Here is a 16325-nt window from a genome sequence, read left to right on the forward strand (position 1 = left end):
TGGCGCGCCGCCTAAGTCGGATCGATCTCGACGGTGCACTGATGAGTTGCAACCGCGCCTGTCGCGGAGTTCACCACCCGCACGGACAGGCTTGCGCCAGCCGCCACGGCTACCATGTTCAGGGTATCAGCCCCGACAAGGACCGCCGCCCCGGTTACGCATGTAAGGATCGTCGCTACGCCGTTCACCATCAGCGTATAGGTGTAGGACTGTCCAGCGCCAGGCACCACGCTAGCCAGACACCGCAGGTTCTTGGCAACGCCAGCGTAGGGGATCGTGATGGCCGACGAGAGCGCGGCCGCCGCAGCGTAGGAGCCGAGGTAGGCTGTCGCAGCCGCCGCCACCGTGCCGCCGACAGAGGTCAGCGCGAGCATGGTCTTGACGCCGCTGGTACGCTTGGGAGACGACAGGCCATATGCGGCCCTTGCGCATGCGTGCGCGATCTTGGTGCGCGCACTTCGGGTTTCGTGAATGTTGTCCAGAACGTTGAGGTCGACGCGGTTTTGATCCGCGTTCCATGTCAGGTATCGGGCGATTGTCGGCCCAAGTATCTTGCCCGCGTCAACGATCGCCACAGCCTTGCCAGCGTCCCGGTATGTAGCGACCACGCGGCGGATGATCTCACGATAGACCGGCACGGCCGAGCTACCACCCGAGTTTTGCCCCAAGCCGCCGTAGGTCACCGCGTTGGCGCGATCGTAGAACGCCGGAGTAAGAAGGACCGTCACCTTTGCTCCGGCGATAAGCGCCTGATCGAGCATCAGGGCGAAGTTGGTGGCGAAGGTTGAAGACGCCGTGCCGACCTGTGTGTCGTTGGTACCGAGACCAATGAACACGTCCGTATAGCCGGTCATGACTTGCGCCAGGATGGCCGTAAGCTGATCGGCAAGGGTAGCGCCAGCCAGCGCAATATTCTTGCTGCTCTCCCATTGCGTGCCCATCGAGCCCTGCATGACGCGCGCGATGTCACGCGGCCAGCCGATCATTATGTCGTCCATCTTGCTATCGCCGACGAACAGCGCGCGGACAGGACGCGGAGCCAGCCGCGTCGGGTTGCGGGTCTTGATGATGTTCTGAAAGTTGGACACTTGCGCGCCCGCCGCAGGGCGGTAAACGCCGGGACCGATGTACAGCGCAGGCTTAGCCAGTTCGCCACTGGCGATGATCACGCCATTCATACCAATGGCGTACTTGGTCGGTGTCAGCATATCGACGGTCATCGACGCCTTGGTGAGCGTGTACCCGGCTTCCGTCTGCGCCGCGAGGCCATCGCCGAAAGAGAACACAGAGGTTTCCGTGAAGGTAGCGGCGGCGGTAAGCTTCTTATGGACCATGTCGCCGCCGACAGCCGCATAGACAGCGTGATAGCCGCCCTCATAGGCCAGCACGACATACCCGGTATCCGCGGCATTGTAGCCGCAAACCCATGAGTATTGGCACCCCGGCTCGGGCACGATCCCGGCAAAGATCAGAGTGGTAAGGTCCGCCGTCGACCAGTCGATGTTAATGAGGTTGGTGGCCTTGGAGATGCCGGTTGCCGCCGCCGAGGTGGTGTTGCCGTTCGGCCAGGCAAATTTCAACATCGTGGCGGTGTTCATGTCCACCACGGTCGGTTCGTCATAAGCCACGTCGCCATCGGTGAGGAAGTCGAACTTGTCCACCGGCTCGGCGTGATGCTGGAAGGTGGTTAGAAGCGCTGTGCTGTTGAACAGTAGTTCGCCTGTCCCGACTACGGTCACGGCGGGGTCGTTGGCAACTTTCTGGGCTTGCGTCCTGTCGTTGTAGACGTTCGGACCAGTGAACGTCGGGTTGGCTGTAGCATCGATCGGGACGCCGGTGAAGTCGCTGGTTGTCGCGAAGTAGAAAATACCAGTGACCTTCTTGACCATGACCAGGCGTTCACCATGGGTGAGCGCGGCCTTTGCCGCGACCCAAGCCGCATCGTTGTTCGTAGCCCCATCATCGACAAACCCGAATTCGGTGGAGAATCTTCCCGTTGCCGCCTTGTCGACAGATGCGGCGGCCAGCTCGGCCCTCGTCGCCGCAGCTTCCGCCGCTGCCTGAATCGCCGCGCTGACCTGGTCCGTCAGCAGACGGAACGTCGCACCGGATTTGTATCCAGCGATAACCATGCCAGCGACGAGGCCGCCAGCGACGACGTTGGCGCCGGAGCTGGTCTTGATGGTCAGCGGCGTGCCCCCGTTGAAGGCGACCGTCACGGGCAAGGCGGTGTTGGCCTCGAAGACACTGAAGACGATCAGCGCACCGCCGTCAGCGGCAGGCACCGGAATGCTTGATGTCGCCACGATGGCATTCGGCGATCCGGCGCCGGCATCCGATGCCATGATGAAGGAATAAGGCAGATCGGCGACGCGCGTCCACGATCCGGTCCCAGACGCGCCGATCTTGCGATAGATGCCATTGTTGGCGACTGTGGCATCGCCCAGCACCCACGCTATCGAGTTGGAATCGTGCAGCAGATCGGCATCGAGATGCGTCCTGGTGTCGTAGATCAGGCCGCCATTCGACAGAAAGGCGGTGATGATGTCCTCGACCCACGTGCCCCATGCCCGCATCTGCGCCTTGATCGGCTGCGCCGGATTGGAAGACGGCCCGTCGGCCATGATCGTGTTCATCAATTCGGGCATATGAAAGTGCTCCTGGACTGGAGACCCACCGGGAATGGCAGGGCAATGAAGATGAATCGGGTGGGGGTTTTAGGTAACGACTTTCGGTCCGGTGGCGACGCTTGTGGTGCTCTCGACACCGGATCCGTTCGCCGAGCGCAGCCAATAGTAATAGGTCCCGGCCGCGCGCCCGGTGTCCGTCCAGGCATCGGCCGATGACGGTGCACCGTATTCCGTGCGAACGAGGGTCGCGGTGCCCTCATTGTTCACGGTGTTGCGCCTGATGTTGGTGGCGACATAGTTGCCGGAATTCGGCGTGTTCCAGGTGAGCGCGACCTGGCCGACGCCGCCCGTAGCGACCACGCTGGTGACGGCGGCTGGCGGCACCGTGTCGACCGTCGAGACCAGCGTCACCGTGCTTGTCCACGTGCCATAGCTGTTGTTGGCGCCGATATAGGCGGCCTGAACGTCGATCGAATTGTTGGATGGCACCGGATTGGTGTTGACCACGATGAGGCCGGCCGACGGTGTCGCGCCAGGGAACTTCTGTTCAACCCATGCGCCGTGAACGCCCCCGCCAATGTCCGATATCCGGTAGTGAACAACCGGCGTGACATCCACCCGGTTCGGATCGATCAACACGACGCGGACGTAGACAGTGCCGCCCCCCGAGACAGCCACGGCTGTGTCGATGATCGGGGTCGGGATGCCGGCCGAGACCGGCTTTGGCGGTACAGGCGGCGCCGATCCCTCATCGCTCGCCGGGTCCCAGGCGTCGATATCGTCGGGCATCATCACAAAGGTCATCTGGAAGCCGCCGCGCGACACCGACAGGACGGACCGCCTGTTGTTGATCAGTTTGCCGTTGAGCGACGGCAACCGCCGCGGCGTGCTCAGCCGGACCCACGGCGCGTAGATGGCATTGATGCCCGTGAACCTGATGTCGAGCGTGCCGCGCTTCTTGGCCCGCGCACGGGCAAATTCCCGCTTGCCCAGCCGGCGCGCCTGGCGCCATTGCTGGCACCAGATGTAATTCCCGTCCTGCGGCAGCACACGCCCAGCCGCGATCTGCGCTGCGGTATCCTCGAAATAGTCGGTATCCGTCGTCGTATAGTCGGTCGCCGGATAGGTGAATTTCGGGATGAACTGATTGACCTCTTCTTCCGGCAACACGTCATGCTGCACGGTGTGGCCGACAATGTCGGCATCGGTCAGCGTGGCGACATATTTTTCGCGAAACTTGCCGGCGACGACAAGCAAGGCGCCATCGCCGCGCTCGCACATCCAGCCGTCGCATGTCGCCAGGATGGCATTGGTGCCGCTCTTCGGATCGCGCTCGGTGGTGTCGAAGCCGCCGCATTCGTAGCGTTTTTCGGTTCCGCCGGAAGCCCGCGGTACGGCCTCGTCGCAGACATCGGCTTCCTCCTGCCACATGTCGAGCACGGGCAGCAGCGCCTTGCGAAAATCGCGCTTGGTGCCGAATGGGTTGAAGCACTCGTGCCAGGCGAGATGGAGGATCGGATTGCGAGAGAAGGACCAGGTCGACGGGTCTTCAGGACTTTGCGACGGGTTGCGGAAATCCCAGACCAGCGCGAGCTGCGCGACCACGGAGAGGGCCGGCTTGCCATAAGGGAAGAACTGCTGGAAATATTCGACATTCGGGCTCGTGCAGAGCATGCCGACCGAGGCCTGCCCGTCTCCTCTGTGATTGCTGGTCCATATGCCCTGGCCCGACAGCGGCGTGACAAATTCTGAAATCGCCGTCTCTGGGGTAAGGCCTAGGCGGCTGTAGATCATCACCCATTCACGGGTGTCATTGCCGTAGCGCTTTCCGTCCGGGCTGACGACGCGGTTGCCGCTGAGAGTGACCTTGTCGTCGTTCAGATAGTAGCCGGTGAAGGCATTGATGCGATGCCCGACGATCGCCTGCACCGAATACATCTTGTTGTCGAGCGCTTCCCACAGCATCATTGCGCCCGCCAGCCGGGCTTCACCCACGCCCCAGAACCGGTATGGAATAGGCTGTGTCAGCGGCGCGCGGCCATCCTCCGGTTTCGGCGGCTTGGGCGTCAGAAGATATTGCACGCCGGCGACGATCGCCGTGGTGACGATCGCCGAGGCGATCGCCGCGTAGGAGATGGTCGCGCCGAAAAGCGTAAAGCCGCCGCTGCCCAGAATTGCGGTGAAGATCGGCGTGAAGATCGGGTCGCGGTGAACCGGCCAGCGATATTCGCCGCTCCATCCGCTGGCGACGATCTCCTGCGTCGTAGCCGTCTCAAAGGCGCCGATGCCGGGATTGTAAGTGCCCTTGCGCGACGCTTTCGCCAGCGCATGGCGCAGCGCATCATCGAACGGGTTCACGCTATGCGCCATGCCACGCCAGTCCAATCGAGATGCTTGACCATGACGCCGCGCGCCGACATGACGGCCCAGAGCGGGCCGAAACGGATGGCCGGGATTTCCTGGACCCTGGCGCCGGCGGCGTCGAAACCGGTCATGGCCAGGACCATTCCGATATCGCCGTCACACGGCGCCTGGATACGATGGAAGCCGAGCGCGGAGAGTTTCGCGCCGACAAGCCGTTCGGCGCCACCAGAGACGCGCAGGATGGCAGCAGCAGTATCCGCGTCGAAATAGGTGCCGCGCAATTCAGCACCCGGATCCTTGCCGGTCGCGGCGACAACCCAGTCGGCCGCGAACAGCGTGCAGTCTGCGTGACCCCACTGCCAGCGATGCGGAAGCCGGATGTATTCTTCCAGCGTCATGCGTTATACTTTCAGTTGCCAAATAGGAGAAGCGAGATGTCGACCAGGAAGGTCCAGCGGAACGCCGAAATCCTGTCGATGAAGGCAGCCGGCAATTCTGCCGCAGAGATTGCTAGAAAGATCGGATTGTCGCCCAATCGGGTCCGCATGATCTTGAAGTTTTACGATCGGTATCCAGCGACCAAAGCGTCTGACCTCCATCGCCCGTCAGAGCATTTATCTCAGTAATTCGGCCAGGCCGGTGCGACGCCGCGCGCCAGACGCGCGGTGCCGTCGCAGAATTTGTCTGTCGGATACATCGCCTTCTGGTGTGGCCCCGACCACAGCACCAACGACGCCCGCGACCTTGTGTTGTTGCCCGATACAGTGGCGAGGGTGATGGTGGTGGCGGGGTTTTCAGTGCCGGACACTGCCGGGCTCGATTCCGTCGGATGCGATGCCGTTCCCGTCCATAGCGCGATAATCGGGCCTGTGGGCTGGTAGTATTCGTCAAGCGTCGTGATGCCGATCTTCAGATCCTTGCCGCGAACATCGGGCATGGTGTCGAGGACCTTCGCCGCGGTATCCGGATCGATGCCGGAAATGCCGAACTCGACACTGGAGCTCTGTCCGTTGACCAGCACCTCGAGCGTTGGGATGTTGAGCAGCCGGCCGCCGCCGAGATAGACCGTGCCGTTCTCATCGAGGCTGTCGAAGCCGGCCGGGATGTCATTGACGCCGGCCCAGATATGCAGGCCGGGATCCGTGTCGAGCCGAAAGAAGATGCCGAGCGTATGGCTCGACGCCATGCGGTCGAGAACGGATTGCGGCACATATTGCAGCCGGTAGGAGCCGACAAGGTCCTGCCAGGCCATGTTCAGAAGCCCTCGACGAATTGGAGTGTCGGCGATGACTGCCACCAGCCTTCGGCCTCCCATGCCAGCGAGAAACTGGCCGGGAATTTCATGACGCAGCGGGGCCGCGCGAATTCGACCCGGGTTCCCTGAACCACCGCCTCGCGCAGCGGACGATCGAGCGACAGCGTGTAGCGCTGGCCGGAGCGCGCCACGCCATCGATCGTCTCAAAGGCCGGGACAGGGTCAGTATGATCCCATTGGCGATAGGCGCGCCAACCCTTGTTTGGATGGTAGATGGAGAACCAGTCGGACCAGCGCAAATTGCGGGCGGCGCCATAGATTCGAAGCGTGACCTTTCCGGCATTGAGCGCGGCGGCATCCATATTGGCAATCACCGTCGTCTGGCTGTAACCGGCACCATCGGAAAACAGCGCTCCGTCGGAATGTGGGATGCCTGATATGACAGGCTGCGGGATACCTCCCGCATTGAGCGGGAAAGGCCCCATCCAATCGGAAATGATCGGCACATTCATAAACCGGACAGAGCTGTTCATGCGCGCCGCGATCCAGTTGATGTATTCGTGCTGCTCTCGATCTTTGACGACGCAGCCATCATAGGAGCCAACCAACACCCCGCCGCCGCTGGTCTCGATCGTGACAGATTCCCCGAGACCATTGCGGCCGCCTTCCAAACCGCCACCCTTGGTATCGAATGACATTTTCGTAGGCTTAAGAAAGTCGACGTCCAGCGTAGGGAGATCCGTGTAGCGCCCCATCGCTCAACCCTTCTGTGACGTATAGCGACGCTGGGTCTCACCAAAGCCGCCGTTAACCTGCCCTTGGTGATACTCGCCGATCGCTTCCTGGGCGCCCTGCTTGGCCAGCATGCGAACGTGCTCGTCTCCGCTGGCACCATTGACGTGGACATGCAGGTCCACCTTCGGCGGCGTCGACGACTGGCCATTTCCGTTGGCCGCCATCTGCATGGAGCGCGGGTTGCTCCGAATGACGTCGCCGGCGCGCAGCTTGCGCAACTCCGGACCGCGTTCGCCGACCCATGCCCATCCCGCTGGAGCACTTTCGGTGCCGTCGGCGAAGCCGAAGAGCTTCGGAAGGAAGCCGAGGAGTGTGCCGAGGAGACCGCCGCCAGAAGAGCCCGACGAGGCGCCCCCGCCGGAATATCCGAGGATGTCCGACAGGGTGGTGTTCGCCTGGAAATTCTCCGGCTTCAGACCATGGAGGATCGAAGCCAGACCGCCCTTCCCGCCAAGGCCACCCGCCAGGCTCTGAACGGTGTTAGTGACGGTGCTGTCAAGACCGCCGAGACTGTCAGACGCCTTGGCGACGGCAGCGTTGAATTTGTCGACATAGACCGATCCCGACGTGCCCAAAACATCCTTGGCATTGGCGCCGGTGGACAGGGGTCCGCCAGTGAACCATGCCGACGCGGCATCCTGCGGATTGCCATACTTGGACAGGTATTTGCCGAACTGCTTTTCGAAAACCGCATCCTGTGCGCCCGAATTGGACAGGAAGTCTTTCGGCGACATTACCTCACCGAAGGTCTCTTTCGACCATGACGGCAGATTGCTCCTCATGACCTGGTAGGCGCCAAGCGCCTGGTTGCCATTTTTCAGCATGGGGCCGAGGGCGGAATAACCGCCACTCCCCGCGCTTTCTATCGACCGGATCGCAGCGGCATACGCTGACATGCCATCGCCACCGACGGCGGCGAGTGGCGCGCGCGTGACGGCACCTGGTGCGTAGTTGTCGTTCGCACCACCAAACAGGGAGCCGACCACGCCGGCTCCCGCCGATGCAACACCACCGCCGCCTGGCATTTGCCCCGTCAGCGCCGACGCGAACGCCGTCGCCAAACGGTCGAAAATATTGCTCCAAGCCTTGTCCATCGAGTTGGTCAGAGCGTTCAGGATCGACGTGCCCAGCGCCTTGCCTATATTCCCGCCGCTGCTCAGCAGTTCCGATTTGAAGCCGGACAGGAACCCGACTGCCAACCCTTTCGCATCAGCGAACTTGGTAGCGTCGCGCATCTGCTGCGCTTCAGGCGAATCCATGCCGATGCCGGTGTTGCGGAGGCGGGACGCGATCTGCTGGTCGCCTGCCGACAGGAATTGCTGCGAGCGCTCAAAGGCCAGATCATTGCCCAGTTGCGCCCGAGCGATCTGGTCAGCCATCTTCCCGTAGGCGTCGGCCTTCTGCTTGATCAGCTCCAGTTCCTGTTGATCGACGGGGACATTGTTTCGTGCCGCTTCCTCGCGAAGCTGTTGCGTCAACTGGAACTGCATCCGCATGGCTTCGGCCGCGCCGGTCGTTTTGCCGATCAGATCAAGGTCGAGTTGCTGCGAAGCAAGCGTTGCGTCGAGGGAGCGCTTCCTATCCTTCTGCGCCTCGTCCAAGGCATGCTGAGCGGCCAAGGCGGCCTGCTGGCCGGCCATGTCGATACGGCGCGCGCGCTCGGCCGGGTTTTCGTTGTCATTGTACTGAGCGCCAGCCTGGGCCCGCGCCGCTGCGGCCAGTTCGGCTGGCGAGCGAGCATAAAGCCCCTGCCGCTGCGCGTCGAAGGCCTGTTGAGCCCGGGAGGCGGAAACAGCCCCGGCGGCGTTGTATCGGTCGAGCGAGCTCATGTCTTCGGTGCTGAGAGAACCACGGCGAAGCGGCAAGCCGCCCGGACCCACGCTCTTTGCAAGCGCGTCCTGTGCGATCTGCAGTTGCTTCAGCGCGCGTGCTGCGGCATCCGCGTCCTTGGTCAGATCGATCAGCTTGCCGGCCGATTCCGTCAACGCGCCATTATTCGGGTCAAGCGCCCACTTGTCCTCGACCATCTTGCGGAAGCCGATGATATCGGGCGTTCCCTCGCGGGCTGTTTTCCGGAGATAATCAATAGCATCCGCGAATGGCTTGAACTCCGACGAAACTACATTTTGCGGTCCGAATTGATTGCCTGACCCGCCGCCGCCCCGGTCAATCAGGATGTCGCCGAACGACCCGCGTGTCTGATTGGCAATCTGAATTTTTAGCCCGGCCTGCGTCGCAGACGACAGCAATTGCAGACTGTTCAGGTTCGAGACGGAGAAGGCGCTCTTAGCCTTATCGGCAATCGATCCATAGATGTCGCCGATCCCGCGCAAAACGGAGGCATGATCCTTCAACAGGTCGTCGAGGCTCTTCACTTCCTTGCGCGTCGAGATGATGTAGGTAGCGAGCCCGACAACAGCCGCTACGCCAGCGCCAGCAGCGAGACCAGCAGGCGTAACCAAGAATGCGAGAAGCGCCTGCCCGGCAGTTTTCGCCCCGGCCGCTACAGCCTTCAGCGAGCCCCTCAACCCTGTAGGTCCGCTTTCCAGCGCGTCGTAAACCTGACCAATCTGGGAGGCAAAAATCTGCACAGGTGATGCACCCAAAGCGAACATCGTGATGACGTCGTTGCCCTGCCGAGACAGGTTGAGCATCTGGTTCGAGGTCAGCCGGGCCGCGTTCGCGTTGTCGTTGAGCGCTTTGGTCGACTTGTCTACTGCTGGGGCAACTCGGCCAATACCAGAGACGACCTGTGCCGAGCCCGAGCCCATGCTGGCCAGAGTGGTGTTGGTCTTCTCCGCAGTGGCAACGAGCTTGATCAGGGACGCATTGCTTCCCTCCGCAATGTTGGCCAGCTTGAGGAGCGTGGCATTGGCCTGGTCGACGCCGGCCGCGATCTTGGCTAGCGCCGCATTGGAGCCCGCCGATGCGGATTGTAGCCGCTTCTGCGCCGCCTCAGCCTTCGCAGACGCCGCCGTCAGTTTGTCGAGGTTTGTCTCCGCCGTGACAGCCTGAGACGAGTCGACAGCCAGACCCAGATTGGCAACGGTCACCGCATCACCTCATTGCACCGCGAACATTGCATCGAAATAGTCCTCGGTTATTGGTTGAGCGGTGACTTCGATTGCAGGCTTGGGATCTTCGCCGAACACGGCACGAAGGACGGAATTGATCATGTCGCCTCGCCCATCAAGGCCGACCAGGATAGCGTTCACGTCGGCCCTAAGCGTCTGCTCTTCGGTCCAGCCGAGCCAGCCAAGGGCTTTCTCGGCCAGATCGTCGTAATATTCAGCCAGGCTTACGCGGACTTCTGAGGGTCCGCAGCTTCCTCTCCTCCCGACATCGGGCGCCCGCCATTGGCGATGATGGTCAGGTAGGTCGAGATCGGCCCGACAAGATCGGTCAGACCCGTGCGCCATACCTTTTCGGGAATGGACTTAGCATCCTGGCCTGTCGCGCCGAGGCCGAGCGCCACGACCGACACGATCACGTCGAAATCGTAGTTGCCGACGGCACGAACGGCGCTGGAGATGCCGCCGCTCTGGCGAGAAATGGCCTGCGCAGCCATCAATGATGGGCGGAGCACGACGGTCTCTCCATCGAGCTCGATCTCGACGTTTCCGGCGCCCAATGCTGGCTTGCTCATGCCTTTTTCTCCACTTCGACCTTGGGCGCCTTGATCGGGATGCCGGTCGCTTCGAATGGGGCCGGGATGGCCGACGCTTCGGCCTTGGTGAGGTCGAGCTCGATGAAGTTGCCGGGCGCCAGAAGGAATTCCTGCCCGTTGTGAGACAGCTTGTGCGCCTCTTTGCCGATGTTCGTGATCTTCATCTTCGCCTCCTGTTACCCGAGCGCCGCGACGCGGACGTAGTTGGTGTTGGGCAGCACTGTGCAGTTCAGCATCTGTGCGTTGTTGGCGCCGCCCATGCCTTCCTCTGCGCCGGCGACCTGGCCCATGAACAGCCGTTGCGGGCCGGCAGGGACGGTCGTCGCGGTGTGCACGCCCGACTGCGAGCCGGTCGTGACGATCGCGGTGCCGCCCTTCGAAGTGGCGACTGTGAAGGTATCGGCGTCGAGGACCGTCTTGACGTAGTAGGTCGTGCCGGCGGTCAGGCCGGTCGGCAAAGCCCCGGTCGTGGAGAACTTGACAGCCGTGTTGGCGGCAAGCCCGTGGCCGGTGAACGTCACGACGCCAGGCGAGGCGATGGTGATCGTGGCGGCGGCCGACTTCGGCGTCGGGGCGCCATTGAGTTCGACCTTGAACGGATAGTTGTAGTCCGTCTGTTCGGCAGCGATCATCGCGAGCTGGCCCGGATCGGCCGTGTTGAGGGCGAAGTTGTCGGACCGCTGCGGAGCCTGCCGCGAACCCTTCCAATTGTAGGTACGGCGGCGATTGAGCAGGTTGACCGTGTTGCCCTGGGCAGCGTCGCCGGAATTGCCCATGGTCTCGTACTGGCCAACCTCGATCCATGTTACCGCGGCGAAATCGGCCTCGGTGACATCGACATCGGGAACATCCACAGGAGCCGAACCGATATAGAAGCGGCTGCCCGCAACAGGAGACACTTTGATAGGCATCGCCTATCTCCTTTCAGTTTTGTGGGACGCCTTGCCGAAGGGCGATCAGGCGAAACACTCGTAGGAAATCGTCACTGGAACGAGCCAATGCGTGTCATCAGCGATGGCTTGGGCGACCACAGGCGCCTCGGTGACGCGAGCCAAGATCGCGCCATAGATCATCCGCAGATCGATCGGGAACCAGGCCGCGACCTGCCCTGCTATCTCGGTCCCGACAGACGCGTCCTGGTTCTTCTTGCTGAACACGTCGAGTTGGAGAAGGCCGAGACGCTGGTTCGGTTCGGTCGAGCCGATGAACAGTCGGCGATTGGTGTTCGGAACGTGGGTGACGCGGAGATAGCCGGTGATCGGCTTGGTGAAATCCTCGTTCGGCCACGCAATCGGCAACGCGGGCGAGAGCGTGAGGCTCTGCACGCGGCCTTTCAGCGCGAGCCAAATGCTGGTCTCGATACTTGGCATGTCAGAGCCCCAGCCTTGCCTTCACCTCGGCCGCCTTGGCCTCGACAATCATCACCCAGCGCTGCGCCACCATCGTCACCCAAGGGCGCGGTGCCCTGCCCTGTGCGCCATAGTGGACGAAGGCGGCATAGTTGGCCGTGTAGCCGAGGTAGAGCGTGTCGCCGAGATCGACTCCATTGATGACCAGGATCACGTCGCCGAGGTCAGGGGGCACCGGCGCGCCCGGGTTTTCACGGCTCAACGTCGGCATTGCCGTGGTTGACGCCATCAACGACGCGCGAAGGAAGCCGGTCCGCTTGTAGCCGGGTGTCGCCGGCTTGTCGTAGACCTCATCGGCTAGCAACTGGTCGAGTTGGCTGACCAACTCCTGAGCGCTTTCCTTAAATACCATCTCCAGGGCGAGAGGCACGGCGGCCACCCATGCTCCGACAGTGGCCGCGAAGGATGCCATCACCGCACCAGTTGCGCTACGAAATCAATCTTGTACTCAGCGAAGCACTTGCAGCCCAGCGTGTGCCGGGTCGGAACGCCGGGCGCGTGCGGGTATTGGATGGCGGTCCCGTCCGGCGCGGTGAAGGGCTGGTCGAAAGGCACCATCTGCCCTTGCATCGCCTCGTGCTGTTCCCTGCCGTGCTTCTGTGGCGTGTGCTTCCAGCCCTTCGTGACAGCATCGGCCCCAAGGCTTCCCTTCTCAATCTGCTGGCGGAAGGCGATGTCTTTCGAAGCGCCGAGCGCGGCGAACGTTTCATGCAGCCCGATCGTATCTGCCCGAAGCTTCAGCAGCCCATCGGCGTACCTGCCCGTGATCCGGTCAACCATCGCCGCCGGGACGGGTTTCCCCGCTTCAATGGCGGCCACCACGGTCTTATCGAAACGCTTGTCTCGGCGGCCCCTGGCGAGGTAATTTCTCAACTGGTCGGGTTCGCCGGAAAGCAGTTCCTGGCGTGCTCGGGCAACATACTCGCCTTGGACTGTGGTGAGCCCGATCAATCCGCCTTCTCGTCGACCGGTGACAGTCGAGACGCGCCCTACGACAGCGACAGCCGTCTTGATCGGATTGTCGCCGCGCGCCAGCCCCGTTTCCAGAGCGGAGCGGATCGCGATCTTCTGATCGGAGACAATCCCCGTCACCAATCTCGCCGAATGCGTCTGCAGCCACTGTTCGGCGGCGAGGTTTCGGGCGTCCCAGCGGACGACGATGCGATGGCCGCTCGGATCGCGCAGCGCCGGCATTGCGTCGACAGTCGCGACGCCGCCGCCGTTGAACGCTGCCCTGATCGCTTCGTCCAGCGGCCGGAATGCAGCCTCGTCGAGGTTCATAGCACTGATCGCGCCGTTGATATCGCCGCGCTCCAGCCGCTCAACGATGCGGCGCAGGACTATGTTGCTGGTGATGTCTTCGATCGCTTCGATGAAGGCTTGGCGAACAGCCGGCTCGAACTGGCTGACCAGGATATCGAAGCGCTGGCGTGGCGTGAGGCGCTGAAGCATCGGTCAACCCGCAACGAAGGCGATGTAAGCCACTGGCGTCCCCGCCGCCGGGATCGGCCGCAGGTCTTTCATGGCGTGCTCGGCGCAATCGATAACGAGCGTGTCGGTCATAGCGGGCACGGTGGCCGGCACCGCAAAGGTGATCTGATTATCGGTCGCCACGATCAAAGTGCCGTCGATGTATTTCTGCGAAACGCGGCGGACCACAGCATCGAGCGGCCATGTCTCAACTGTCGGCTCGACCGGCACCCACGGCTGGGCAGGATCGGCAACGCCAGGCGTTTCCCGCTTGAGCGTCACGGCGCCTTGCTTGAACTCACCGAGAAGTGCGACGGCCATATTAGCCATATCGTCATAAAAGTCGGCCATTGGATGTGCCCGTCATTGTTTTGCCGGCTTATTCGCTTTACCAGCGGCGATGACTTCTATATCCCGCATCACCGCGCTCGTTTTGCTCGCAATCATCGTCTTCGCCACCCTGTCGCCGATCCAAATGCGGCCCCACGTGGGCGATCCGAACGTCGAACGCGCGCTTGCATATCTTCTGTTCGGTTTGGCCTTGGGCCTTGGTTTTCCAAACCGTGCAGCAAGAACGATCGCGCTCGTGATCTTCGTGGCGGCCACACTGGAGTTGATGCAGATATTCGACCCCGGACGGCACGCGCGTATCTCAGACGGCTCGTTGAAGGCTCTCGCTGGCATCTTCGGAATAGCTGCTATCCAGATCTGCTTACGGGTGGCCGTCCGCTACCGGCCGCGTAGAACGACGTTGCCGGCCGAATAAATCAGACCACTTACACCACCATGATGCCTGGCTCGCCCCAGACAGGCCCGATCAGCGGCGCCAAAAGCCCTTCGATCAGGCTCGACACCGGCGCATTCGGCGCCCACACGTTGCCGTAGTTACCCGGTTCGAAGAACTCGCGTTCGATGACGTCGACCTTCTGGCGTTTCACACGCTGCGCCGGGTCGAATGAGATCGACAGCGATCCAGGCTTCTTCAATTCGATGTAGGCTGCCTCATAGCTGGCCTGCTCAACCCTCGTTGGGACGAGGTCGGAAGCCAGCGTAGCGCCATATGCCGTAGCGCCCCTGCGCGGCCATTCCCGTTCCTGGGCAATGCCCCCAGTCGGCTGGCCAGGGAACCGCATGCCATAGGTACCATCGAGATAGGCGCTGCCCCGCTGCCTCAGTGCTGCAAACGGGGCATCCGCAGCATAGGTATAGCCGGCCGCGTCCCAATACGCCTTGAGAGCGGCATCTGATCCGTAGCCGGCCATTCGCTGTTACTCCGGCTTCGTTGCCAGATCTTCGAGGGCCGCGACGATCTCGGCCTTTTTGTCCGGCGTCTTGTCCCCGAGCAACTTCGTGGCAGCCGACTTGAAGGCCATGAAGTTGCCGTCGGCCATGGCGAGGACCTCGGTGGCCGACTTGGCATCGATGCCGCTCTGTTTCAGCTTGGCGAGTTCCGCTTCCAAATCGGCGACCTTGGCCTTCTCGACCTGCAGTTTGGTTGTCAGCGCGGCAAAAGAGGCATCGAAGCGCGTGCGCATCTCCGCCATTTCCGCGGTATCACCGTTTGCGTCACGGTCATCGCCGATGGCGGGCTTTTTCTTGCCCTTGCCATCGACGATCAGGTGACCATCGTTGACCATAGCCTTCACAACGGGGTGGTCCTTGGAAGCCTCCCAGATCTCGGGCTCCACAACGATGGAGCCGTTACCGGGCACAACCTGTCCCGTCGGGAGGCCGAAGCCACCGGCACGAGTGTTTTCGAGGGTGATCTGCTTAGTCACGTCGACCTCCTCAAATTCCATCGAGGTAGCGCATCGCGCCCGGGCGACGCACTTCCACGCCGCCGGTGCGGAAGATGCCGGGAACCTCGAATTTCAGGAGCCGCTGTTCGGCCTGCAGCCATCGCAGCGGCATCGGAACGTGCATCTTCACGACATCCGGCGTACGGCGGTAGGCCACCATACGCTGGGTGCTGCCGCTGCCGGCTGTCTCCAGACCGAAGACTGCGCGGATCGTCAGCGGGCGGCCGGTGCGCGCCGTGTAGACGTTCGCCCGCAGGACATAGTCCAGCAGGTTCACTTCCGACGTCGCGTCGAGACGCTTCCCGATTAGGAAGTTGTAGCGGTCCTGACTGATCAGGATCGTGTCGGCCGTCTCGATGCCATTGGACTCCGTGAAGATCAGGCCGAGAACGCGGTTGAAGTCGGCAACAACCTCATCCGGGGTCTTGGTCGGCCAAGTCGCGGTCCCGCCGGCGCCGTTCGCCGCCGTCAGCGCCGTGACGCTGGCGGTGTTGATCAGACCAGACATGCCGAGCTTGGAGCGGCCAAGGAAGGCCAGATTGTCGACGAACTGCTCGTACTTGCGGCGGGCGGCGTCGGCGCGATCGTCCGTCAGGCGGATGCCATATGCCTGGGCATGGGCAAGCTCCTGAAGGTTGTAACGGTAGCCGATGCCGACCATGAAGACGCGGCTCGAGCCCCTGTCGAGCTTGAAGTCGACAAAGTTGATGTCATCACCGTCCGGCGCGAACTCACGGGCCTCGCCGACGTCATCCCCCATGGAGAAGAAATCGATGGCCGTGGTCCAGTCCGGAGCCGAGTTATCGACCGGCACCAGTTCCCGGTACTGGAAATCGGGGTACTGGCGAGCGTAAATGCCCGGCTCGATGTAGTTCTGCGCGGTGCGCAGGAAGTTGAGCGCCAATGCGGGCGCGTCGGTCGTGAACATCGTGGTGT

General features: G+C 62.2%; 17 protein-coding genes. 1 reads left to right on the forward strand and 16 read right to left on the reverse strand.

All coding sequences use genetic code 11. The features are described from left to right. Positions 1-11: 11 nt before the first annotated feature. The 13 genes from FJV80_RS24485 to FJV80_RS24550 form a co-directional block, all read right to left on the reverse strand. Positions 12-2648 (reverse strand): SGNH/GDSL hydrolase family protein, encoded by a 2637-nt coding sequence (locus FJV80_RS24485; RefSeq protein WP_142877652.1) that lies wholly within the window; start codon positions 2646-2648, stop codon positions 12-14. Between the two features lie 69 nt (positions 2649-2717). Then, entirely contained in the window at positions 2718-5000 is a 2283-nt protein-coding gene (locus FJV80_RS24490) for a hypothetical protein (RefSeq protein ID WP_142877653.1), read from the reverse strand. Beyond that, positions 4985-5392 carry a hypothetical protein gene (locus FJV80_RS24495; protein ID WP_142877654.1) on the reverse strand — a complete coding sequence of 136 codons (408 nt, stop codon included), beginning with the start codon at positions 5390-5392 and terminating at the stop codon, positions 4985-4987. Before FJV80_RS24495 ends, FJV80_RS24490 begins: the two co-directional genes overlap by 16 nt. A gap of 221 nt (positions 5393-5613) precedes the next feature. Next, entirely contained in the window at positions 5614-6246 is a 633-nt protein-coding gene (locus FJV80_RS24500) for a hypothetical protein (RefSeq protein ID WP_142877655.1), read from the reverse strand. Between the two features lie 2 nt (positions 6247-6248). Beyond that, the gene (locus FJV80_RS24505; protein WP_142877656.1) at positions 6249-7004 is read right to left on the reverse strand and encodes a hypothetical protein; all 756 of its coding nucleotides are present in this window, start codon (positions 7002-7004) and stop codon (positions 6249-6251) included. Between the two features lie 3 nt (positions 7005-7007). After that, positions 7008-10097 carry a phage tail length tape measure family protein gene (locus FJV80_RS24510; protein WP_142877657.1) on the reverse strand — a complete coding sequence of 1030 codons (3090 nt, stop codon included), beginning with the start codon at positions 10095-10097 and terminating at the stop codon, positions 7008-7010. A 245-nt stretch (positions 10098-10342) separates the two neighbouring features. Then, positions 10343-10690, reverse strand: coding sequence for a hypothetical protein (locus FJV80_RS24520; protein ID WP_142877659.1), 348 nt, complete (start codon positions 10688-10690; stop codon positions 10343-10345). Further along, positions 10687-10875 carry a hypothetical protein gene (locus FJV80_RS24525; RefSeq protein WP_142877660.1) on the reverse strand — a complete coding sequence of 63 codons (189 nt, stop codon included), beginning with the start codon at positions 10873-10875 and terminating at the stop codon, positions 10687-10689. The genes FJV80_RS24520 and FJV80_RS24525 overlap by 4 nt, the downstream gene beginning before the upstream one ends. Positions 10876-10887: 12 nt before the next feature. Next, positions 10888-11622, reverse strand: a complete 735-nt coding sequence (locus tag FJV80_RS24530) for a hypothetical protein (protein WP_142877661.1) — start codon at positions 11620-11622, stop codon at positions 10888-10890. 45 nt (positions 11623-11667) lie between these two features. After that, positions 11668-12081 carry a DUF4128 domain-containing protein gene (locus tag FJV80_RS24535; RefSeq protein WP_142877662.1) on the reverse strand — a complete coding sequence of 138 codons (414 nt, stop codon included), beginning with the start codon at positions 12079-12081 and terminating at the stop codon, positions 11668-11670. Position 12082: 1 nt separating this feature from the next. Continuing rightward, positions 12083-12532 carry an HK97 gp10 family phage protein gene (locus tag FJV80_RS24540; RefSeq protein ID WP_246689046.1) on the reverse strand — a complete coding sequence of 150 codons (450 nt, stop codon included), beginning with the start codon at positions 12530-12532 and terminating at the stop codon, positions 12083-12085. Beyond that, positions 12532-13572 carry a head morphogenesis protein gene (locus FJV80_RS24545; RefSeq protein WP_142877664.1) on the reverse strand — a complete coding sequence of 347 codons (1041 nt, stop codon included), beginning with the start codon at positions 13570-13572 and terminating at the stop codon, positions 12532-12534. Before FJV80_RS24545 ends, FJV80_RS24540 begins: the two co-directional genes overlap by 1 nt. Positions 13573-13575: 3 nt before the next feature. Beyond that, a complete protein-coding gene (locus FJV80_RS24550; RefSeq protein ID WP_246689047.1) occupies positions 13576-13911 on the reverse strand; it encodes a hypothetical protein in 336 nt (111 codons plus the stop codon). 79 nt (positions 13912-13990) lie between these two features. Here FJV80_RS24550 and FJV80_RS24555 point away from each other — a divergent pair, with 79 nt between their 5' ends. After that, positions 13991-14356 (forward strand): VanZ family protein, encoded by a 366-nt coding sequence (locus FJV80_RS24555; protein WP_142877666.1) that lies wholly within the window; start codon positions 13991-13993, stop codon positions 14354-14356. A gap of 10 nt (positions 14357-14366) precedes the next feature. On the opposite strand, the gene FJV80_RS24560 is transcribed toward FJV80_RS24555, so the two are convergent. From FJV80_RS24560 to FJV80_RS24570, 3 genes are read right to left on the reverse strand one after another with little or no spacing between them, the layout of a single operon-like run. Then, entirely contained in the window at positions 14367-14852 is a 486-nt protein-coding gene (locus FJV80_RS24560; protein ID WP_142877667.1) for a DnaT-like ssDNA-binding protein, read from the reverse strand. Between the two features lie 6 nt (positions 14853-14858). Further along, positions 14859-15368: a hypothetical protein gene (locus tag FJV80_RS24565; RefSeq protein ID WP_142877668.1), complete on the reverse strand. Its 510-nt coding sequence runs from the start codon at positions 15366-15368 to the stop codon at positions 14859-14861. Between the two features lie 10 nt (positions 15369-15378). Further along, complete coding sequence (locus FJV80_RS24570) at positions 15379-16317, reverse strand: major capsid family protein (protein WP_142877669.1); 939 nt, start codon at positions 16315-16317, stop codon at positions 15379-15381. Between the last annotated feature and the right edge of the window lie 8 nt (positions 16318-16325).

Source organism: Mesorhizobium sp. WSM4310 (assembly GCF_007003935.1).
Classification (GTDB): domain Bacteria; phylum Pseudomonadota; class Alphaproteobacteria; order Rhizobiales; family Rhizobiaceae; genus Mesorhizobium.

Excerpts from the sequence above, each read along its gene's own strand:
- FJV80_RS24485 (WP_142877652.1), bottom strand. The coding sequence starts at position 2,648 with ATGCCCGAATTGATGAACACGATCATGGCCGACGGGCCGTCTTCCAAT.
- FJV80_RS24490 (WP_142877653.1), bottom strand. The coding sequence starts at position 5,000 with ATGGCGCATAGCGTGAACCCGTTCGATGATGCGCTGCGCCATGCGCTG.
- FJV80_RS24495 (WP_142877654.1), bottom strand. The coding sequence starts at position 5,392 with ATGACGCTGGAAGAATACATCCGGCTTCCGCATCGCTGGCAGTGGGGT.
- FJV80_RS24500 (WP_142877655.1), bottom strand. The coding sequence starts at position 6,246 with ATGGCCTGGCAGGACCTTGTCGGCTCCTACCGGCTGCAATATGTGCCG.
- FJV80_RS24505 (WP_142877656.1), bottom strand. The coding sequence starts at position 7,004 with ATGGGGCGCTACACGGATCTCCCTACGCTGGACGTCGACTTTCTTAAG.
- FJV80_RS24520 (WP_142877659.1), bottom strand. The coding sequence starts at position 10,690 with ATGAGCAAGCCAGCATTGGGCGCCGGAAACGTCGAGATCGAGCTCGAT.
- FJV80_RS24525 (WP_142877660.1), bottom strand. The coding sequence starts at position 10,875 with ATGAAGATCACGAACATCGGCAAAGAGGCGCACAAGCTGTCTCACAAC.
- FJV80_RS24530 (WP_142877661.1), bottom strand. The coding sequence starts at position 11,622 with ATGCCTATCAAAGTGTCTCCTGTTGCGGGCAGCCGCTTCTATATCGGT.
- FJV80_RS24535 (WP_142877662.1), bottom strand. The coding sequence starts at position 12,081 with ATGCCAAGTATCGAGACCAGCATTTGGCTCGCGCTGAAAGGCCGCGTG.
- FJV80_RS24540 (WP_246689046.1), bottom strand. The coding sequence starts at position 12,532 with ATGGCATCCTTCGCGGCCACTGTCGGAGCATGGGTGGCCGCCGTGCCT.
- FJV80_RS24545 (WP_142877664.1), bottom strand. The coding sequence starts at position 13,572 with ATGCTTCAGCGCCTCACGCCACGCCAGCGCTTCGATATCCTGGTCAGC.
- FJV80_RS24550 (WP_246689047.1), bottom strand. The coding sequence starts at position 13,911 with ATGGCCGTCGCACTTCTCGGTGAGTTCAAGCAAGGCGCCGTGACGCTC.
- FJV80_RS24555 (WP_142877666.1), top strand. The coding sequence starts at position 13,991 with ATGACTTCTATATCCCGCATCACCGCGCTCGTTTTGCTCGCAATCATC.
- FJV80_RS24560 (WP_142877667.1), bottom strand. The coding sequence starts at position 14,852 with ATGGCCGGCTACGGATCAGATGCCGCTCTCAAGGCGTATTGGGACGCG.
- FJV80_RS24570 (WP_142877669.1), bottom strand. The coding sequence starts at position 16,317 with ATGTTCACGACCGACGCGCCCGCATTGGCGCTCAACTTCCTGCGCACC.